This is a genomic window from Mycobacterium sp. 852014-50255_SCH5639931, assembly GCF_001665605.1.
Classification (GTDB): domain Bacteria; phylum Actinomycetota; class Actinomycetes; order Mycobacteriales; family Mycobacteriaceae; genus Mycobacterium; species Mycobacterium paraffinicum.
The window spans coordinates 185398-204217 of the sequence record NZ_LZSV01000002.1; the positions used below are offsets into that span (position 1 = coordinate 185398).

21 protein-coding genes are annotated in these 18820 nt (G+C 66.0%); 9 read left to right on the top strand and 12 right to left on the bottom strand.

The window, feature by feature from the left end; translation table 11 throughout:
• Window positions 1–53: 53 nt before the first annotated feature.
• Genes A5758_RS01360 through A5758_RS01385 form a run of 6 tightly spaced genes read right to left on the bottom strand, consistent with a single transcriptional unit; the run spans window position 54 to window position 4936 of the window.
• A complete protein-coding gene (locus A5758_RS01360; protein ID WP_067735406.1) occupies window positions 54–1151 on the bottom strand; it encodes an acyl-CoA dehydrogenase family protein in 1098 nt (365 codons plus the stop codon).
• Window positions 1148–1582, bottom strand: a complete 435-nt coding sequence (locus A5758_RS01365) for a nuclear transport factor 2 family protein (RefSeq protein ID WP_067735409.1) — start codon at window positions 1580–1582, stop codon at window positions 1148–1150. Before A5758_RS01365 ends, A5758_RS01360 begins: the two co-directional genes overlap by 4 nt.
• On the bottom strand, window positions 1554–2798 hold the full coding sequence (locus A5758_RS01370; protein WP_067735413.1) for an amidohydrolase family protein: 1245 nt from the start codon (window positions 2796–2798) through the stop codon (window positions 1554–1556). The genes A5758_RS01365 and A5758_RS01370 overlap by 29 nt, the downstream gene beginning before the upstream one ends.
• 3 nt (window positions 2799–2801) lie before the next feature.
• Window positions 2802–3128, bottom strand: coding sequence for a hypothetical protein (locus A5758_RS01375; RefSeq protein ID WP_067735416.1), 327 nt, complete (start codon window positions 3126–3128; stop codon window positions 2802–2804).
• Window positions 3109–4401: an aromatic ring-hydroxylating dioxygenase subunit alpha gene (locus tag A5758_RS01380; protein WP_067735419.1), complete on the bottom strand. Its 1293-nt coding sequence runs from the start codon at window positions 4399–4401 to the stop codon at window positions 3109–3111. The genes A5758_RS01375 and A5758_RS01380 overlap by 20 nt, the downstream gene beginning before the upstream one ends.
• Before the next feature lie 4 nt (window positions 4402–4405).
• Window positions 4406–4936 carry a carboxymuconolactone decarboxylase family protein gene (locus A5758_RS01385; RefSeq protein ID WP_067735422.1) on the bottom strand — a complete coding sequence of 177 codons (531 nt, stop codon included), beginning with the start codon at window positions 4934–4936 and terminating at the stop codon, window positions 4406–4408.
• A gap of 432 nt (window positions 4937–5368) precedes the next feature.
• Between A5758_RS01385 and A5758_RS01390 the strand changes: the two genes are divergently transcribed.
• From A5758_RS01390 to A5758_RS01430, 9 genes are all read left to right on the top strand, one after another.
• The gene (locus tag A5758_RS01390; RefSeq protein ID WP_067735425.1) at window positions 5369–6667 is read left to right on the top strand and encodes an amidohydrolase family protein; all 1299 of its coding nucleotides are present in this window, start codon (window positions 5369–5371) and stop codon (window positions 6665–6667) included.
• A 112-nt stretch (window positions 6668–6779) separates the two neighbouring features.
• Window positions 6780–7946: an acyl-CoA dehydrogenase family protein gene (locus A5758_RS01395; RefSeq protein WP_067735427.1), complete on the top strand. Its 1167-nt coding sequence runs from the start codon at window positions 6780–6782 to the stop codon at window positions 7944–7946.
• Window positions 7943–8755 (top strand): enoyl-CoA hydratase/isomerase family protein, encoded by an 813-nt coding sequence (locus A5758_RS01400; protein ID WP_067735430.1) that lies wholly within the window; start codon window positions 7943–7945, stop codon window positions 8753–8755. The genes A5758_RS01395 and A5758_RS01400 overlap by 4 nt, the downstream gene beginning before the upstream one ends.
• Before the next feature lie 4 nt (window positions 8756–8759).
• Window positions 8760–9908, top strand: a complete 1149-nt coding sequence (locus A5758_RS01405; RefSeq protein WP_067735433.1) for a thiolase family protein — start codon at window positions 8760–8762, stop codon at window positions 9906–9908.
• A gap of 119 nt (window positions 9909–10027) precedes the next feature.
• Window positions 10028–10621 (top strand): TetR/AcrR family transcriptional regulator, encoded by a 594-nt coding sequence (locus A5758_RS01410; protein ID WP_067735436.1) that lies wholly within the window; start codon window positions 10028–10030, stop codon window positions 10619–10621.
• 17 nt (window positions 10622–10638) lie between these two features.
• Complete coding sequence (locus tag A5758_RS01415) at window positions 10639–11154, top strand: hypothetical protein (protein WP_067735439.1); 516 nt, start codon at window positions 10639–10641, stop codon at window positions 11152–11154.
• A gap of 128 nt (window positions 11155–11282) precedes the next feature.
• Window positions 11283–12554 (top strand): cytochrome P450, encoded by a 1272-nt coding sequence (locus A5758_RS01420; RefSeq protein WP_067735442.1) that lies wholly within the window; start codon window positions 11283–11285, stop codon window positions 12552–12554.
• Window positions 12551–12739, top strand: a complete 189-nt coding sequence (locus A5758_RS01425; protein ID WP_067735446.1) for a ferredoxin — start codon at window positions 12551–12553, stop codon at window positions 12737–12739. Before A5758_RS01420 ends, A5758_RS01425 begins: the two co-directional genes overlap by 4 nt.
• 60 nt (window positions 12740–12799) lie before the next feature.
• A complete protein-coding gene (locus A5758_RS01430; protein WP_231987202.1) occupies window positions 12800–13033 on the top strand; it encodes a DUF1330 domain-containing protein in 234 nt (77 codons plus the stop codon).
• 3 nt (window positions 13034–13036) lie between these two features.
• Here A5758_RS01430 and A5758_RS01435 read toward each other — a convergent pair whose 3' ends face one another.
• The 6 genes from A5758_RS01435 to A5758_RS01460 all read right to left on the bottom strand — a co-directional run bounded on the left by A5758_RS01435 (window position 13037) and on the right by A5758_RS01460 (window position 18729).
• On the bottom strand, window positions 13037–13237 hold the full coding sequence (locus tag A5758_RS01435; RefSeq protein ID WP_067735452.1) for a ferredoxin: 201 nt from the start codon (window positions 13235–13237) through the stop codon (window positions 13037–13039).
• Window positions 13238–13247: 10 nt separating this feature from the next.
• Window positions 13248–14453 (bottom strand): cytochrome P450, encoded by a 1206-nt coding sequence (locus A5758_RS01440; protein ID WP_067735455.1) that lies wholly within the window; start codon window positions 14451–14453, stop codon window positions 13248–13250.
• A 112-nt stretch (window positions 14454–14565) separates the two neighbouring features.
• The gene (locus A5758_RS01445; RefSeq protein WP_082939527.1) at window positions 14566–15366 is read right to left on the bottom strand and encodes an NAD(P)-dependent oxidoreductase; all 801 of its coding nucleotides are present in this window, start codon (window positions 15364–15366) and stop codon (window positions 14566–14568) included.
• Window positions 15363–16178, bottom strand: coding sequence for an NAD(P)-dependent oxidoreductase (locus tag A5758_RS01450; protein WP_067735458.1), 816 nt, complete (start codon window positions 16176–16178; stop codon window positions 15363–15365). Before A5758_RS01450 ends, A5758_RS01445 begins: the two co-directional genes overlap by 4 nt.
• Window positions 16175–17068: an alpha/beta hydrolase gene (locus A5758_RS01455; protein ID WP_067735461.1), complete on the bottom strand. Its 894-nt coding sequence runs from the start codon at window positions 17066–17068 to the stop codon at window positions 16175–16177. Before A5758_RS01455 ends, A5758_RS01450 begins: the two co-directional genes overlap by 4 nt.
• Window positions 17065–18729 (bottom strand): OB-fold domain-containing protein, encoded by a 1665-nt coding sequence (locus tag A5758_RS01460; protein ID WP_197503675.1) that lies wholly within the window; start codon window positions 18727–18729, stop codon window positions 17065–17067. The genes A5758_RS01455 and A5758_RS01460 overlap by 4 nt, the downstream gene beginning before the upstream one ends.
• Window positions 18730–18820 lie beyond the last annotated feature (91 nt).

An 18820-nucleotide genomic window follows, 5' to 3' on the forward strand; every position in this document is an offset into this window, starting at 1 on the left:
CGCAGCGAACCTTCGAGCAGTCGCAGCGACTCAGGATCCGTCGGCTCCACGGTTCACTCCTTCCCGAGGTCGAGTAGCCGCCGAGCGATGATGTTGCGCTGGATTTCCGCGGTTCCGCCGTAGATGGTCGCCGCGCGCGAGTACAGGTATTCCGCGCGCCACGGCGTGTCGTCCAGCTCCAGGGCCCCGGGCAGCAGGTCGCGGACGGTGTCGTAGAGTCGCTGCTCTGCGCCGGCGAGCAGCACCTTGTCGATCGACGTGTCGGGTCCCAGTCGGGCTCCGTCGCGCAGCCGGTGCTGGGTGTCCCGGGACCGGCAGCGCAGCGTGTGTAGCGCCAGATACGCTGCCCCGAGGGAGGATTCGTCCGGGTCACCGACACTGGACGCCTGCGCGATGAGGTCATCGAAGCGGGAGTACAGGAACGCGATCCGCTGCCAGAAGCAGGTGGACCGCTCATAGGGGAGCAGGTCCATGGCGAGCCGCCAGCCGTCTCCCGGCCGGCCGAGCATCCGGCTGCCCGGGATCACCACGTCGTCGTAATAGACCTCGCAGAATTCGTCGACGCCATGCATTGTCCGGAGCGGCCGGATGGTGATGCCCGGGGTGTCGAGGTCGACGAGGAAGGCGGTGATTCCGTCGTGCCCGGGCGCGGTGCGGGTGAGCAGGACGCAACGCGTCGAGAACTGCGCGAAGCTGGTCCAGACCTTCTGCCCGTTGACGATCCAGTCATCACCTTGCTGCGTTGCGCGGGTCGTCAACGAGGCCAGGTCGCTGCCTGACCCCGGCTCGGAAAAGCCTTGACACCAATGCTCTTCGCCGCTGAGCAGTCGCGGCACCATTTCGGCGGCAAGCCCTGCCGGGGCGTAATCGATCATCGTCGGAGCGAGCACCTCGAGCATCGAATAGGGTCCGGGTTCCGCCAGACGGCGACCGACCACTTCCTCACCGACGATCGCGCGCAGCACCGCGGGACCACCCAATCCGCCGACCTCGGTGGGCCAGCCGTAGCGCATCCAATCGGCGTCGTAGAGCGCGCGGCTGACGCGGGCGAACTGTCGCATGTGGCCCTGCAGCGAGTGGTCGGGCCCCGGGGTCAAGTCATTGTCGTCGAGCCACGAGCGCAGACCGGCCCGGAACTCCTCGACATTCACGGCGTGGGACGGCCGACGGCGTGCGGGCGCCCGGAGTCGTGCACGCCGCTGCGGCGAATGAATGTCATGGCACGGGTCTTCAGCCGCCACCCGTCGGGCGTGCGGGCGTAGGTGTCGCGGTAGTAACCGATCCGCATGTCGTGGGTGGCGTGGTCGATGAAGCACAACGGCTGGGTGCCACTCGCGGCGTCGCCGTCGATGTTTTCGATCAGCGCAGTTCCGGTGAGGAACAGGCCTTTTGGCGCCGCGGCCACCAGTTCGGGAAATCTGTCCAGCCGGTAGGTGTCGCCGAACGCGCTGTAGGTCCCGTCCGGGGTGAAGACACCGATCAGCCCGTCGATGTCTTCCTGGGTGATGGTCACCGCGTAGCGGGCGAGCAGCTGCTGGATCTCGACCAGGTCGTCAGTTCGGGTTGGCTGATTTGTCGACATAGACCTTGCCGCCTTTCATGACAAAGCTCACCTGCTGGGTAACGGTTATGTCTTCCAAGGGGTTTCCCGGCACCGCGATGATGTCGGCGAGCTGTCCCGCCGCGAGCCGCCCGCGGTCCGTCGTGTTGATCAGCTCGGCCGCGGTCACCGTCGCCGCCCGCAAAACCGCCAACGGCGGCAGGCCCCAATTGACGAGGGTGACCAGCTCGTCGGCGTTGCGTCCGTGCGGGATCGCGGGTGCGTCGGTGCCGACCGCGATCTTCACGCCGGCCTGGTAGGCGGCCAGGATCGAGGTCCTGGCCTTCGGGAACATTTCGGCCGCCTTGGCCTGCAGCTCTGGCGGAGCGTGCGAGACGTCCATCGCATCGCCATCGGCCAGGCGCCGGGTGCTCACCAGGAAGGTGCCATGCTCGACCAGCGACGCGATCGCTTCGTCGTCGATCAGAAAGCCATGCTCGATGCAGTCGATGCCGGCCGCAACGGCATGCTTGACCGCTTCGGCGCCGTGCGTGTGCGCCGCGACGCGCAGCCCACGCCGGTGGGCCTCATCGACGATCGCGCACAGCTCCTCATCCGAATAGTGTTGCGCGCCAGGCGGACCGGTCAGTGACATCACCCCGCCTGAACAGCAGACCTTGATCAGCTCGGCGCCGTGTTTGATCTGGTAACGCACCGCCTTGCGGATCTCGTCGATGCCGTTGGCGATCCCTTCTTCGACGGTCAACTCCAGGGCGTGGGGCGCGAACGCCGCGAACATCGTCGGGTCCAGGTGGCCGCCGGTCGGCGTGATGGCATGCCCGGCCGGCACCACGCGCGGGCCGTCGATCCAGCCGGCGTCAATGGCCTTGCCCAGCGCGACGTCCAACAGGTAGCCGCCGGTCTTGACGAACAGGCCGAGGTTGCGCACGGTGGTGAATCCGGCGCGCAACGTGCGCCGCGCATTGCCGACCGCGCGCAGCACCCGCGTCGGCGGATCGTCCTGAACCTGGGACAGGCCGGGTTTCTCCCCGCGCCCGCCCATCAGCAGGTTGACCTCCATGTCCATCAGCCCGGGCAGCAGGATCTGGTCGCCGAGGTCGATGACCGAGTCTTCTGGGCCCTGGGGACCTGAGCCCCCGACGCCGACGATCCGGTCGCCCTCGATCTGCACAATGCCGGGGGACACGATCTCGCCGGCGTCGACGTCGAGCAGCCCCGCGGCCTTGAGGGTCAACACCGGCTAGATCACCGGTTCCCGGATGCACTCCACCCAGGCCGCGCCGCTGTCGGGCACCCGGGCCTGTTTCCATGCCTCGATCGGAAACGACACCGTCACGAGCGACTGCATGATGTGCATGAGAGTCTTCGCGTCGTCGGGCAGATCGTCCAACGGGTAGTTGTCGCAGTACTCGATGACATCGTCGAGGCGCGGGAACGCGACGTCGTAGAACTCCTGCATCTGAGCCATCGTGGAGGCCAGCCGCTTGGCGTAGCGCTCAGGCTCCGTTGCCAGGTCCCAATCCAAATAGGGCTCGAGGTCAGCGAATTCAGACGGTAATTTTGCCATTGCCCTGGTACTCCTTCGCCCAATTAGCTACATAGTCCCCGGTCACCTTGTGCAAATGGCGGATCAAGACTTCCTGGTCGCACAGCAGGAATTCTTTGACGACCCGGGTACCGATCATGGTCTGCGTCGCCTCCAGCGTGTTCGCGTCTTGTAGCGCGTACTCCTTGAAGGTTACGGCGGCCAGCTCCTGGGCGAGGCGTTCCCGCGCGTTGCGCGGCGGGACGAAATACAGCGTGCACTCGAAGATGTGCTTGTCCACCGCAGTCGGCCAGTAGTGGTAGGTCAGGAACCAACCCGGCTCCCAGATCATCAGCATGAAGTTCGGGTAGAAGTGCCACGAGTCGATGCCCCACTGCGGCACCCGCTTCACGTTGACACCCGGAGGCAGCTCCAGCTTCTCGATGATCTCCGGCTTGTCCCAGGGACCGAACAAACCGCTGCGCAACGCCTGGTCCATCGGCTTGACCATGGACATGTCCGGGGGCGGCGCCTGACCGCCCCAGGTCGACTGCAGGCTGTGCGGACTGGCCACCTCGTAGTGCAGCGCCTCGTAGCCGAACTTCTGGATCTTGGCGGCTTCTTCCTTCGTGTACTGGCCCTGGTGCAGGATCGGTGCGTGGTAGAACTCGACGAACGCGTCGATGAACAGCTTCCAGTTGCTGCCTACCTCGGCGCGATAGGAGTAGGTCTCCGTCATCTCGCCGAAGGGGTAGCCCTCGATGCTCTTGCCCAGCGGCCCGAGGTAGTCGGTCAGCGGTGATGCGTTGTCGTCAAAGTTGATGAAGATGAAGCCTTCCCACACCTCGCAGCGGACGGGCGCCAGGCCGTAGTTGCCCTTGTCGAGGTTGAAGAACTCTTCTTCCTGTTGGACGAAGGTCAGGTCACCGTCGAGGCTGTAGCGCCAGGCGTGGTACTTGCAGGTGAACTGCCGACACGTGCCGGAGGTCTCCTCGTGGGGAAAGTCGTTCCACACCAACTTGTTTCCGCGGTGGCGGCAGACGTTGTGGAATGCCCTGACGGTGCCGTCCTTGGTCTTGACGATGATCACCGACATGCCCTTGCCGGCCGAGGGCAGCTCCTTGGTGAAGTAGCTGCCGGTGCGTGGCAGTCGTTCGACGCGTCCGACGTTGAGCCAAGTCCTCTTGAAAACCGCCTCACGCTCGGCTTCGAAGAATGCCTGGTCGATCGAATCACTGTAATCGACCGGCGCGGTCCCCAGTTCGGGGTAGTTCTCTGTCCAGCTGCCGGCGGCTGGTTTCGGGAAGTGCGGCAACTTTCTACCTCTCTTCGTGGTTCTGATCGGCGTTCTCGAGCTGTACGCCAAAAGTGTTGAAGGCCATGGCCAGCAGGGCGTAGCAGCCGACCGTGAAGACGAAATCCATCCGCTGCTGGTCGGTGAGTTGCTCGCCGAGCGCGGACCACATCTCGTCGGACAGTTGTGATTTCTCCTCGAGCTCATCGACCGCGGCGATGACGGCGCGATCAAACTCGTCTGCGGACTCACCTTGTTGGACCGCGGCGATCTCGTCGTCGGTGATTCCCTCGGCCTTGGCCATGCGGACGTGGTGAGACCACTCGTAGGCGCATTCGCGACGGTGCGCGACCCGCAGGATGGCCAGTTCGCGGATGCGCGCCGGCAGCGTGGACGAGGTCAAGAGGTGAACGTTGAACCGGAGAAATGCCTTGGCCAGCGCCGGGTGGTGAGCGAGGGTGCTGAGCGCATTGTTGGTGTCCGCGTCACGCATTGCCGAGAGTGCCTTCTGGGTAGCCTCGTCCCACTGATCAGCCGGCAGCGGCGGCAACCGCATCGGCGCTCTCCTCTCGCCATCCTCCCGACCACCTCTCGGTCAGGGAGAATCATATTCTCATTTCCAACCAATAGAGTTGCATGAATCGGGCACCCGGTCAATGCCGACGGCCGGCTGCGGGCCCGGGCCGGACGCCGAGGCCCCACTCGGCCGTCGAGGCGCCGTCTTCCAGCGCAAACGTCGGCAGCGACGCCGGGCTGCCGCGCGACGCAGGCATTTACCTCAGCGCTTTGTAGCTCTACGCCGCGCAAATTACCGGGTCGCTCCGCCCCTGGTCGGCCGGTGAAGACCGGCTGCGACGTCCGATGGATGTTGATTCTCGCTTGGCGAGAAGATAGTTTTCATTTTAGTGATCTTGGCACGGGACAGCGATTCGCCGAGGCTGCGTGGGAGCGGAATCGAACAGACGGACCCGACAGAAGGGCAACGGCCATGAACAAAGAAGACATGATCCTGATCAGCGTCGACGACCACACCGTCGAGCCGCCCGACATGTTCAAGAACCACCTGTCGAAGAAGTACCAGGACGATGCGCCGCGGCTGGTGCACAACGACGACGGTTCGGACATGTGGAAGTTCCGCGACACGGTCATCCCCAACGTGGCACTCAACGCCGTCGCCGGCCGGCCGAAGGAGGAGTACGGCATCGAGCCGACCGGGCTCGACGAGATCCGGCCGGGTTGCTACAACGTCGACGAGCGCGTCAAGGACATGAACGCCGGCGGCATCCTTGCCTCGATCTGTTTCCCGTCTTTCCCGGGCTTCGCCGGGCGATTGTTCGCCACCGACGACCACGATTTTTCGATCGCGCTGGTGCAGGCCTACAACGACTGGCACATCGACGAGTGGTGCGGCGCCTATCCCGCACGGTTCATCCCGATGGCGATTCCGGTGATCTGGGATGCCGAGGCGTGCGCCGCTGAGGTGCGCCGGGTGTCGAAGAAGGGCGTGCACGCACTGACCTTCACCGAGAACCCCGCCGCGATGGGCTACCCCAGCTTCCACGACGAGTACTGGAACCCGCTGTGGAAAGCCTTGGTGGACACCGACACCGTGATGAACGTGCACATCGGTTCATCGGGGCGGTTGGCCATCACCGCGCCCGACGCGCCGATGGACGTGATGATCACGCTGCAGCCGATGAACATTGTGCAGGCCGCGGCGGATCTGTTGTGGTCGAAGCCGATCAAGGAATACCCCGACCTCAAGGTCGCGCTCTCCGAGGGTGGCACCGGGTGGATCCCTTACTTCCTTGAGCGCGCCGACCGCACCTATGAGATGCACTCGACGTGGACGCATCAGGATTTCAAGGGCAAGCTGCCCAGTGAGGTGTTCCGCGAGCACTTCCTGACCTGCTTCATCAGCGACAAGGTCGGCGTGGCGCTGCGCAACATGATCGGCATCGACAACATCTGCTGGGAAGCCGACTACCCGCACAGCGACTCGATGTGGCCGGGCGCGCCCGAAGAGCTGTGGGATGTGTTGTCCATCAACAACGTTCCCGACGACGAAATCAACAAGATGACGCACGAGAACGCGATGCGGTGGTACTCGTTCGACCCGTTCACGCACATTTCGCGCGAACAGGCGACCGTCGGTGCGCTGCGCAAGGCCGCTGAGGGGCACGACGTGTCCATCAAGGCGGCGGGCCACGAAAAGGACAGCCGGGTCGGCTCGTCCTTCGCGGACTTCGCGGCTAACGCGAAAGCCCTTACCGGCAACAAGGACTGAGGGTCCCCAGTCCCGCGAGCAGACGCAAACTCGCATAACTCCGGTCGCGATTATGCGAGTTTGCGTCTGCTCGCGCTGAAAAGAGGAGGCGCGCGCAATGTCCAGCGCTGGGATGAATTTCGAGCTGACTGACGACCAGGAGTTGATCCGCCGGTCGGTCGCCGAGTTGGCGCGCAAGTTCGACGACCAGTACTGGATGGAAAAAGACCAGGCGCACGAATTTCCAACCGAGTTCTACAACGCCATCGCACAGGGTGGCTGGCTGGGCATGACGATCCCCCCGCAATATGGCGGTCACGGCCTCGGAATCACCGAAGCCACTATCCTGCTCGAGGAGGTCGCCAAATCCGGCGGCGCCATGAACGCCGCCAGCGCGATCCATTTATCCATCTTCGGCATGCAACCGGTGGTGGTGCACGGCTCCGACGAACTCAAGGCGCGCACGCTGCCCAAGGTCGCGACCGGCGAAGTACACGTCTGCTTCGGCGTGACCGAACCCGGTGCCGGACTGGACACGTCGCGCATCACCACCTTCGCCAAGCGCGACGGCGATCGCTACATCGTCAACGGTCGGAAGGTATGGATCTCCAAAGCCATGGAGTCCGACAAGATCCTGCTGCTGACGCGTACCCAGTCATATGAGGAAGTCACGAAGAAGACAGACGGGATGACGCTGTTCATCGCCGATCTCGACCGCAGCCGCGTCGACGTCCGCCCGATCCGCAAGATGGGCCGCAACGCCGTCAGCTCCAACGAATTGTTCATCGACAACCTTGAGGTGCCCGTCGAGGACCGAATCGGCGAGGAAGGCAAGGGCTTTCAATACATCCTGGACGGTCTGAATCCGGAGCGGATGCTGATTGCCGCCGAGGCGCTCGGCATCGGCCGGGTGGCGCTGGACAAGGCGGTGAAATACGGAAACGAGCGTGAGGTGTTCGGCCGGCCCATCGGCATGAACCAGGGCCTGCAGTTCCCACTCGCCGACTCGCTGGCACGCCTGGACGCCGCTGAATTGATGTTGCGCAAGGCCACCTGGTTGTACGACAACGGCAAACCCTGTGGCCGCGAGGCGAATACGGCGAAATATCTGTGCGCCGATGCCGGCTTCACCGCCGCGGACCGGGCGTTGCAAACGCACGGCGGTATGGGATATGCGGAGGAATATCACATCACGCGCTACTTCCGCGAGGCCCGGCTGATGAAGATCGCGCCCGTCAGCCAGGAGATGATCCTGAACTTCCTGGGATCCAACGTTCTGAAGTTGCCGAGGAGCTATTGACCGCGCATGGCGACCCCGTGCTGCTGTCGGAAGACCGCGCCGGAGTACGCACCCTAACCCTCAACCGTCCGCGCCGTAAGAACGCGATCAACCCAGAACTCTGGGCCGCGTTGCGCGACGCGCTGCACGCCGCCGGTCACGACCGCGGTGTGCGCACGCTCGTGCTCGCCGGCTCCGGCGGTAGCTTCTGCTCCGGCGCCGACATCTCGGTCCCCGACGATATTCACCCGAATTACAAGCTGCAGCGGCTGACTGACGTCGCGCTGGAGCTACACGAGCTCGCGATACCGACGATAGCCAAGGTCGCCGGGGTCGCTGTCGGGGCGGGCTGGAACCTGGCATTGGGATGCGACTTCGTCGTCGCCACGCCGGAATCGACGTTCTGCCAGATCTTCTCCAGGCGGGGTCTGTCAATAGACCTCGGTGGTTCCTGGTTGTTGCCCAAACTTGTTGGCCTGCAACAGGCCAAGCGGCTCGCGCTGCTCGCCGAGACGATCGACGCCGAGGAGGCGTACGCGCTGAACCTGGTGACGTGGGTGGTGTCGGACGCGGAGATCGACTCCTTCGTCGACGATCTCGCCGACCGGCTGGCGGCCGGTCCGCCGATCGCCCTTGCCCACACCAAGGCCCTGCTGAATGAGGGAGCCGACAACACCTTGCGCGAGGCGCTGGCCAACGAGGCCCGCGCCCAGGTGGGCAATTTCGCGACGGCCGACGCGGCCGCGGCCTATGCCGCTTTCGCGGAGCGGCGAGAGCCGTCGTTTACTGGCCGGTGGGCGCTATCGAAATCGGAGAAGGAAGCGGAGTAGGGATATGCGGGAAACAGTCATCGTCGAAGCCGTGCGCACAGCGGTGGGGAAGCGCAACGGCGGCCTGTCCGGGATGCACGCCGCCGACCTGTCCGCCGTCGTCCTGGACGAACTCCTGCAACGCACGGGTGTCGACCCGGAGATCATCGACGACGTGGTCTGGGGATGTGTGTCCCAGGTGGGTGACCAGTCGAGCAACATCGGCCGCTACGCGGTGCTGGCCGCCGGATGGCCCGAGACCATCCCCGGGACCACCGTCAACCGGGCGTGCGGCTCCAGCCAGCAGGCGCTCGATTTCGCTGTGCAGGCGGTGATGTCCGGTCAGCAGGATGTCGTCGTCGCCGGCGGTGTCGAGGTCATGAGCCGCGTTCCGCTGGGTTCGGCCAGGGCGACCGGCATGCCGTACGGCCCCAAGGTGCTCGCCCGCTATGACGGCTTCTCCTTCAACCAGGGCCTGTCGGCGGAGATGATCGCCAAGAAGTGGGGCTTCTCCCGCACCCGGCTCGACGAGTACTCCGCCCAGTCCCACGAGCGGGCCGCCGCGGCCCAGGACGCCGGCGCGTTCACCGACCAGATCGTGCCGGTGTTCACCGAGGACGAAGCGGTCGTCGCCGCCGACGAGGGAATCCGGCGGGGGACCACGGTCGAGAAACTCAGCGGACTCAAGCCGGCCTTCACCGAAGACGGGGTGATCCACGCGGGCAATTCCTCCCAGATCTCCGACGGCGCGGCCGCGCTGCTGGTGACGACGGCGGAGATGGCCGTCGAGCTGGGGCTGACGCCGCTGGTTCGCTACCTGGCTGGGGCGGTGACCGGGGCGGACCCGGTGCTGATGCTCACCGGGCCCATCCCGGCGACCGAGAAGGTGCTGAAGAAGGCCGGCATACCCCTCCCAGAGGTGGGCGCGTTCGAGGTGAACGAGGCCTTCGCGCCCGTGCCGCTGGCATGGATCACCGAAACGGGGGCGGACCCTGGGCGGGTCAACCCGCTCGGCGGTGCCATCGCGCTGGGGCACCCCCTGGGCGCTTCCGGTGCGGTGTTGATGACGCGGATGGCCCACCACATGCGCGACAACGGGATTCGCTACGGGCTACAGACGATGTGCGAGGGCGGCGGCACCGCGAACGCCACCCTGGTCGAGCTCGTGCGCTAGCCCGGCGGCACGCCGCAAGACGAAAAAGGCACCCCGCGTGACGGTTGTCACAGCGGCCAAACTAACCTACTGTGTGTTCACTAGGTTGGTTCAGCCCGCCAATCGGCCAAAGGAGTCCGGTGCCCGACGCACGGCGATACGACACGTTGCTCGCCAAAGGCGAGGACCGCAAGCAGCGGATACTCGACGTCGCGCAACGGCTGCTCACGCACAACGGCTGGCGCAGCACCACCCTCGCCCAGATCGCCGGCGAGGCCGGGGTCACCCCCGCAGGATTGCTGCATCACTTCGAGTCCAAAGTGCAGCTGCTGCACGCCGTCCTCGACGCGCGTGATCTCGACGACGACCTCCATGCCGACCGGACCGGGGACCTCTTCGCCCAGATCGCCCAGGTCGCCGACCGGTTCAACCGGGCACCCGAACTGGTCGGAACGTTCACCGTGCTGCTGGTCGAAAACATCCTTCCCGACGCTCCGCTGCACGACCGGATGCTGGCCCGGCATCGCGCCGCGACCGACATCGTTGCCGACCTGATCCGCCGCGGGCAGGCGGATGGCCGGTACCGCAGAGACCTAGACCCCGCCGTCAAGGCAGTGGAAATACTCGCCTTCGTCCACGGAATGGAAACCACATGGTTGCTCGATCCATCGATACCGCTAACCGAGGTGTTCAAGCAGTACGCCGAGACTCTGGCGCGGGACTTCGCCCCGTAGAAGAGCGGCGCGAGGACATGAGATATCGGCTCGACGTCGTCGCCGCCACCGTCGTCGACGTGGTGCGATTCGCCGGCGGCTGGCTTTTCGACCGGGCGATGGCTGGGTGGGACGTCACCGTGCTCCTGGCGGACCTGGCCGACAACGCCGACGACCGGCCGCTGCAGATCCTTGGCGCCCAGGTGATCGACCTGGAAGAGGCGTTGGCGTCGGTGCAGTCTCGTCCTCGTCCCCAGGCCCTGGCGGCGGCGGCGGACTTGTTCGGCTGCGACCCGCGGGTCCGGCAAGGGGTGTTGCAGGCCCTTGATCACGGCGTCACCGAGGTCACGCTGTGGGGGGAGACCTGGCCGGCCGAGCTCGACGACAGCGTCGGCCTGGTGCAGCACCGGCTGAGCATGGCCGCCCACACGTTCAAAGCCCAGGCCCTGGCCGCCGCCGCGGTGCCGCACGGCTCGATCGGTCACGCGGAGACCTTCCGCAGCGGGCTCCTGGCCTGGCCATCGGTCGCCGCGGATCTGGTTCCCGCCGGCTAACGCCGCACACCGCGCCTCGCACCCTCGGCGACGGCCGACCCTCGTTGACGACCAACCAGGCCGTGTGGAAATGTAATACTCATCTGCGAGAGGCGCGTTCTCACTAGCCGAGATTCAAGGAGCAGGAGATGACGAACGAATTCTCCGAGTTGGACTTCTTCCGCGGCAGCGAGCTCATCGAAGACCCGTACCCCTACTACGAGGCGCTGCGCCGGCAGTGCCCCGTCACGCGGGAGAGCCATCACGACGTCACCATGATCACCGGTTGGGACGAGGCGTGCGCGGTGCTCAACGACGCCGAGACGTGGTCCTCATGCATCTCCGTCACCGGCCCGTTTCCCGGCTTTCCGGTGCCGCTGGAAGGCGACGACGTCACCGAACTGATCGAGAAACACCGCGACGAATTGCCGTTCAGCGACCAGCTGCCGACCCTCGATCCCCCTACCCACACCAACCACCGCTCGCTGCTGATGCGGCTGATCACCCCGAAGCGCCTCAAGGAGAACGAGGACGCCATGTGGGTGCTCGCCGACCAGGTGCTCGACACATTCCTGGCACCCGGCCACGGCGAATTCATCAAGGGCTTTGCAGGACCGTTCACGCTGCTGGTCATCGCCGACCTGCTCGGCGTGCCCGAGGAGGATCGCGACAAGTTCATCAAGGGCATCCGCGACCACTCGGGTGGCGGGGTCGGGGGCACCAAGGGCTCGCTGGCGCACAGCCCGCTGGAATTCCTCTACGGTCTCTTCTCCGACTACGTCATCGACCGCCGGCGCGACCCCCGCGACGATGTGCTGACCGGCCTGGCCACCGCCACCTACCCGGACGGCTCGACCCCCGACGTCGAAGACGTGGCGCGGGTGGCCAGCAACGTCTTCTCCGCGGGCCAGGAGACCACCGTCCGGCTGCTGGGTGCCGCCCTGCAGACGCTTGGGGAGCGGCCCGACATCCAGGCGCAGTTGCGCAAGGACCGCAGCCTGATCCCCAACTTCATCGAGGAGTCGTTGCGCCACGAGAGCCCGGTCAAGGGCGACTTCCGATTGAATCGGGTACCCGCCAACGTCGGTGGTGTGGACCTGCCCGCGGGCACCACCGTCATGGTTGTCCAAGCGGCCGCCAACCGTGATCCCCGCCGGTTCGACGACCCCACCACCTTCGACCCGGCCCGCAAGAACGCCCGCCAGCACATCTCGTTCGGGCGCGGCATCCACAGCTGCCCCGGCGCGCCGCTGGCGCGCGCCGAAACCCGGGTGGCGATCGAGCGCCTGCTCGACCGGACGTCTGACATCAGGATCAACGAAGACCTGCACGGCCCGGCGAATGACCGCCGCTACCAATACGTTCCGACGTACATCCTGCGCGGCCTGACGGAACTGCACCTGGAGTTCACCCCGGCATGAAAGTCACAGTCGACGACCAGCGCTGTCGCGGTCACGGCGTCTGCACGACGCTGTGCCCGGAAGTGTTCAGCCTCACCGACGACGGCTACGCGGAGGCGATAACCTCCGATGTCCCAACGGAATTCGAAGCGGCCACCCAAGAGGCGATCGAGTGCTGCCCCGAACAGGCCATCAGCAAGATCTAAGGAGATTCAGTGGCGAAAGGGTACGTCATTCTTACCGAGGCCATTAAGGACCCGGAGGGCATGAAAGCCTATGGGCGGGCGGCCGGTTCGGCGATGGCCGGGGCCACCATTCTGGCGGTGGACACCGCTCCCGAGGTGATCGAGGGCACCTGGCACGGCGACCAGACCGTCGTGCTGGAGTTCGAATCGGTGGACGCGGCCCGCGAGTGGTACGAGTCCGAGGGCTACCAACAGGCGGCGAAACTGCGGCAGGCGGCGGCCGACTGCAACGCCGTCATCCTGTCCGGATTCTGATCGCTACTCGCCCACAATCGAGATGGCCTGCCGCGGGCACTGACGAACGGCCTCACGCACGTCCGTCTCATTCTCCGGGGTGACCTCTTCCTGCAAGACGCTCAGCATGTCGTCATCGCCGAGGAGGAAGATCTCCGGATTGATGCCCATGCAGACACCGTTGCTCTCGCAGAGCTCCCAATCGACTTCGATTTTCTTGGTCACGCCGACCCCCTCACCGAAGTACCTTGACGGGCACGTTCTTCCAGCCCGCCACATTCTGCATGGTGACCCGTGTGCAGCCCGCCCAGTCCACCTCGTAGCGCGGCATGAATTCGAGGAGCCGCTCCAGCGCGATCCTGCTTTCCATGCGGGCCAGCGCGGCGCCAAGGCAGCTGTGGATTCCGTACCCGAGCCCGAGGTGCTGGGCCTCGGTCTGGTCACGCTCGATGTCAAACGTGTCGGCGTCGGTGAAGGCCTCGGGATCGCGGTTCGCCGCTGCGCCACAGAGGAACACCGGCTTGCCCGGAGGGATCACGCCACCACTGACATGAGCCTCCCTGAGCGTGTAGCGGACGTTGTACTGCACCGGTCCCTCGTAGCGCAGCAGCTCTTCCACCGCGCCGGGGATCTTGTCGCGATCCTCCTGTAGCTTCTGCCACTGGTCGGGGTGACGGGCGAAGATCACGGCCGCGTTGCCGAGCAGCTTGGTGACGGTCTCGGCGCCCGCCCCGCCGAGAAGGGTCGCGAAGCCCGTGATCTCGATGTCGTCGAGCTTGCGGGGCTGACCATTCTCGCCCGGGATCTCGGCCGCGATCAGCCGGCTGATCATGTCGTCCTGCGGGTCCGCGCGCCGTTCCTGGATCAGGCCGAAGTAGTACATCGCCGTGTCGATGTTGGCCTGCATGCCGGCTTCGCTGGTCTCGATCTGCCCGGGTTCGCGGGACAGGCTGGTGTCGATCCAGTGGCGCACCTGCTGACGGTATTCCTCCGGCACCCCCGCCATCCGGGTGATGACTTCCACGGGGAATGGCCCGGAGAAGTCCTGGACCACGTCGAAGTTGTCCGGGTCGGCGGCGCCCAGGTACTTGTCGATCACCTCGATGACGGTCTCGCGCTGCGATTGGATCGCCCGCGGAGTGAACGCCTTGTTGAGCAGGCTACGCATGTGGCGATGTTCGGGCGGATCCATGAAGATGATCGACTTCTGCTCGGGGGGGAGGCCTTTGCGCACCATCGCCAGATCGCAGCCGCGCGCCGAGGAGTACGTCTCGAAGTCCTTGAATGCCGCCGCGACGTCCTCGTGGCGGGTCAACGCGTAGAAGTCCTCTTTTTCGTCGTAGTACAGCGGCGCGTCCTCGCGCATCCGTCGATAGACGTCGAACGGGTTGTTGAAGTAGTCCTCGGAATACGGATCGAAGACGACCTTCGGTTTTGTCACTGAATCCTCCTCAGCGGCGAGGGCGGGCTGAAACCTTTACAGCGGAGTCGTTCACTGTAACGGTAACGGTAATACCTTCGTGACGAACCGGAAAGACCGAAACACGGGTATCTCAACCCCTCTTCGCGACGTTCATGGCCCTGATGGCGTCATCGAGTGCGCCCAGGTCGCTGCAGAGTTCATCGCTGATGTTGCGCACCACCGTCACGTCCTTGCTGACGAATTCGCCGGCGACCTCAATGAACGACTCGACGGAGCCGCCCGCCGCCACCAGGTTCAAGACGCGGCTGCTCGCGCTGCCGTGCGCCAGGGCGGTCAGCAGCGTCGACTCCGGCACGCCCAGCTGCTGGCCCAGCCTGATCGATTCCGCGAGCAGCCCGATATGCCCCGCGAACAAGGCGTTGTTGACCAGCTTCACCCTTTGTCCGGTTCCGGCGGGCCCGACGTGCAAGACGGGATCGCCGTAGCAGCTCAGCACCGGCCGCGTCCGGGTCACCGCCTCGTCGGTGCCACCCACGAAGAGGGTGAGCCGGCCGGCCGCGATGTCGTGCGGGCCCCCGCTGACCGCCGCATCGACGACGTCGACGCCGTCGGCGCGTGCGGCCAGGGCTTCGATTGTCTTCGGACTGGCGGTGGTGTGCACCACCAGCGCCGAACCGGGCGGCATGGCGGAGAGCAACCCGCCGTCCAGGCATACCTCGCGCACCTGTTCATCGCTGAACACGCAGAGCACCACGACATCGGCCCGAGCGCCGGCCGCTGCCACCCCGTGGACCGCCCGGGCGCCGAGCTGCTCGAGATCGCCCCGCCGGTCCTCGGTCCGGCCCACAGCCCGGACGTCGTGTCCGGCCGCTATCAGCCGGGTCACCATCGGGCGGCCCATCCGGCCCGCGCCGATGAAACCGACTCTCACCGCGGATGGCCCATGAGGATCAGGGCGGCGTCGGCCGCATCCAGCACGGCGCCGCCGTTTGCCCCGGCTCGATCGGCCAAGTCGACCACCAGGCGAACGTCCTTTTGCAGCAGCGTCCCGGCGACTCCGGCAAGCCGGTCCAACCCGCCGATGCCGCCAAGGGCGTTGAGCGCGAAGCTATTCCCGCTGCTGCGAGAGACGACTTCGGTAAGGCGGTCCGGGTCGACGCCGAGCGCCGAGGCCAGCGACAGCGCGGTGGCCGCAGTGGCCAGGTGGGCGGTGAACATCAGATTGTTGAGCAGCTTGGTGGTTTGACCGGAACCCAGCTCGCCGAGGTGGACGATCGGATCGGCATAGGTGGCGAAGACCGGGCGGCAACGCTCGACGACGTCCGCGTCGCCCCCGACCATCACCAGGAGGCGCCCTTCGGACGCCGCCCCGCCACCACCGCTCACGGGCGCGTCGATCACCGAAATTCCCTTGGTTGCAGCCTCATTCGCCAGTTCGCGGCAGGTGTTGGGATGCACGGTGCTGTGCACGGCGATCACCCCACCCGGCTCCATCGCCGCCAACAGCCCGCGCTCACCGCTCGCGATCTCGTCGATGTCGGCGTCGCCCACCACGCATAGGCAGACCAGATCACTGGCCGCGGCGAGCGCGGCCGGCGATTCGGCGATCTTCGCGTCGATGTCGGCGAACGGCTCGAGGGTTGCGGGTCTGCGCGCCCACAGCGTCGTCTGGTAGCCGGCCTCGATGATCCGCCGTGCCATCGGGCCGCCCTGGCTGCCCAGGCCGATGAATCCGACTCTCATCCGGCCTCCAGGTCGCCTTCTGTGTCAACGGGATTCGCGCGGACGGCCACGCAGTCGTCGGCGAACGCGAAAACTTTTTCGTGGTACGCGGGCGCGGTATGGCCGAGGCTCATGTTGTGTCCCGCGTCGGGCTGGTGATGCACGGTGAACCGTGGCGAGCCGGAGAACAGCTCCTCGATCTCGGCCATCGCGGAAGCGTCGTTCTGCCAGACCCTTTCGTGCTCGGCGATGCTGAAGTGCACCGGGACCCGCACGGCGGGGGCGAGCGCCGGAAAGTCTTGGCGGGCCCAGTTGGACACCATCTGGTCCTCGTAAGATGGCGCGGTCGGAGAGACCGTGACCCCGGTGAGGACCTCGGGCGGATAGAGATGCTCCGGATGCCACAGCAGCTCGCGCAGGCCGGCCGGGCGTCGTTCGCGCGTCGCGGTTTTCAGGATGTCCCGGGCCGCCGGGTGATAACGCCGGCCCGTGCCGGCCAGTTCGATGCCCAGCAGGTCGCCTCCCCGCTCGTCGGCGCCCATTCGCATCACGAGTTCACACCCGCCGGAATGGCCCATCAGGAACAAGCCCGCACCGCGCGGTCGGTCCCCGAGGATGCGATCCACCGCCCCGTAGGCAAGGTTGATCCGCTGTTCGGGCAGGGCCATCGCCTCCGGGTAGGGCGCGGAGCTGCCGTAGCCGGGCCGATCGAGCGCCACCACGGTGAATCCGGCTGCGGCGCCGGTACGTAGCAGGGACAACGACGGGTGACCCGGGCAATCGAAATAGATCGCGGTGGTGCCTCCGCCGTGGATGGCCACGATGACGGCCTTGGGATCGGGGGCTTCGGCGATCAGGGCCGACATCGGCACGCCATCGACGATCACCAGCCTGGGCCGGGGGGCGCTCATGCGTCGGCCCGCAGCAGCAGCACTCCGCTGGGTGTAAGGCCGCCGCTGCTTACCACGCCAACCCGGGCGTCGGCGACCTGGCGGTCGCCGGCCTCCCCGCGCAACTGGCTGACGGCCTCGTGGACCAGGCCCATGCCGTGGGTGCGGCCGTGCGAAAGCTGGCCGCCGTGCGTGTTGAGCGGCAGCTGGCCGTCGCGGGCGATGTTCTTGCCGCCGTCGAGGAAATCTTTGGCCTCGCCGATCCCGCAGAACCCCAGCGCCTCGATCCAGGACAGGCAGTTCATGGTGAAGCCGTCGTAGAGCTCGGCCACGTCGACGTCGGCGGGCCGCAGCGAGGTGCGGGTCCACACGTGCGCGGCCTGGCCCAGCACCTGCGGCTCATGGGTCAAAGTGCTTTGGTCCCAGTCGATTCGCTCGACGATCTGCGTACCCACCGCCTCCACCAGCACCGGGGGCTTGGCGAGGTCGCGGGCGGCGTCGATGGCGGAGACGATCACCGCTATGGCGCCGTCGCAGGGCACGTCGCAGTCATACAGGCCGAAGGGTGTGGTGATCGGACGCGCGTTCAGATAGTCGTCCATCGTCATGGGGGTTCGGTAGATGGCAGTGGGGTTGAGCTCGGCGTTGGCCCGCTGGTTCAACGCGATCCAGCCCAGCGTCTCCTTGGTGGTGCCGTAACGGTGAAAGTGCCGCTGCGCGTTCATGGCCAGCGTGTGGGCCGCCGACGTGGCGCCGAACGGCATCTGCCAGCCCGGCATCCGGCCTCCCGAGGGCCTGATCTTGCCCTGCTTCATCAGTTCGCCGTTGGTGGCCTCCCATAGCGTGCGGAAGCACAGCACGTGACGCGCCAGACCGCCGGCGACCGCAAGCATCGCGGCGATCAACGATCCGCCGGGGCCGAATGTCTCCATGGCGCCGTTGTGCCATGTCGGCCGAATGCCGAGGGCCGCCTCGAGAGCGGTGACGCCGCCCTCCCCGAATCCGCCGACATTGATCGCGCCGGGGTAAGTGGATAGTCCGTCGATGTCTGCGTACGTCAGGCCGGCGTCGGCGATCGCCGCTTCGCAGGCTTGCACCGTCAGCGCCAGCGGCAACTGCATCAAACGGCGTCCGATCGGTGACATGCCGATCCCGGTGAGCGCGACCTTGTCCTCGAACTTCTCGGCGGTCAGCATCGGCCGGACGTGTTCGCCGAAGCGCTCGGGCGCGATTTCGTCGTCCGGCAGCGGACCGCGCTCGCCATTGGCGCCTCCCGCTTGCGAGGGCCGAAACAGCGGAAACCACACATCCTCGGCCTGCTCGAAGACGACCTCCACCTGCTGGCCGAGCTCGAGCTGATCGGGTTCGCACTCCACGATGTTGGTGGTCAATCGCACGCGGGGGTCCTCGGCAATCGCGACCTGGGCGACCACGTAGGGCGCCGGCAGCCCGGGCAGACTGAACCGCTCATTGATGGTGAAGCCGGCCAGCGTCGCCTTGCCGGAGACCGCCCGCACGCCCATGTCGCGGGATCGGCAGTACCGGCACACCGGTGCCGGCGGATGGATCAGAGACTGGCAAGCATTGCAGTTCTGCAGGCGCAGCTTCCCGTCGGCGCCCGAGGTCCAGAAGAATTCGTTTTCCTGCGTCATCAGGGGCAGCGGGCGTCCCGGTGCAGACACGTCACCTCCGCGAGTCGAACGGTCCCCGAATGCAACCTGGTAGGCCCGTTATACGAATCGGAGAATTACGTTATCACTCGCACGCAAGGGT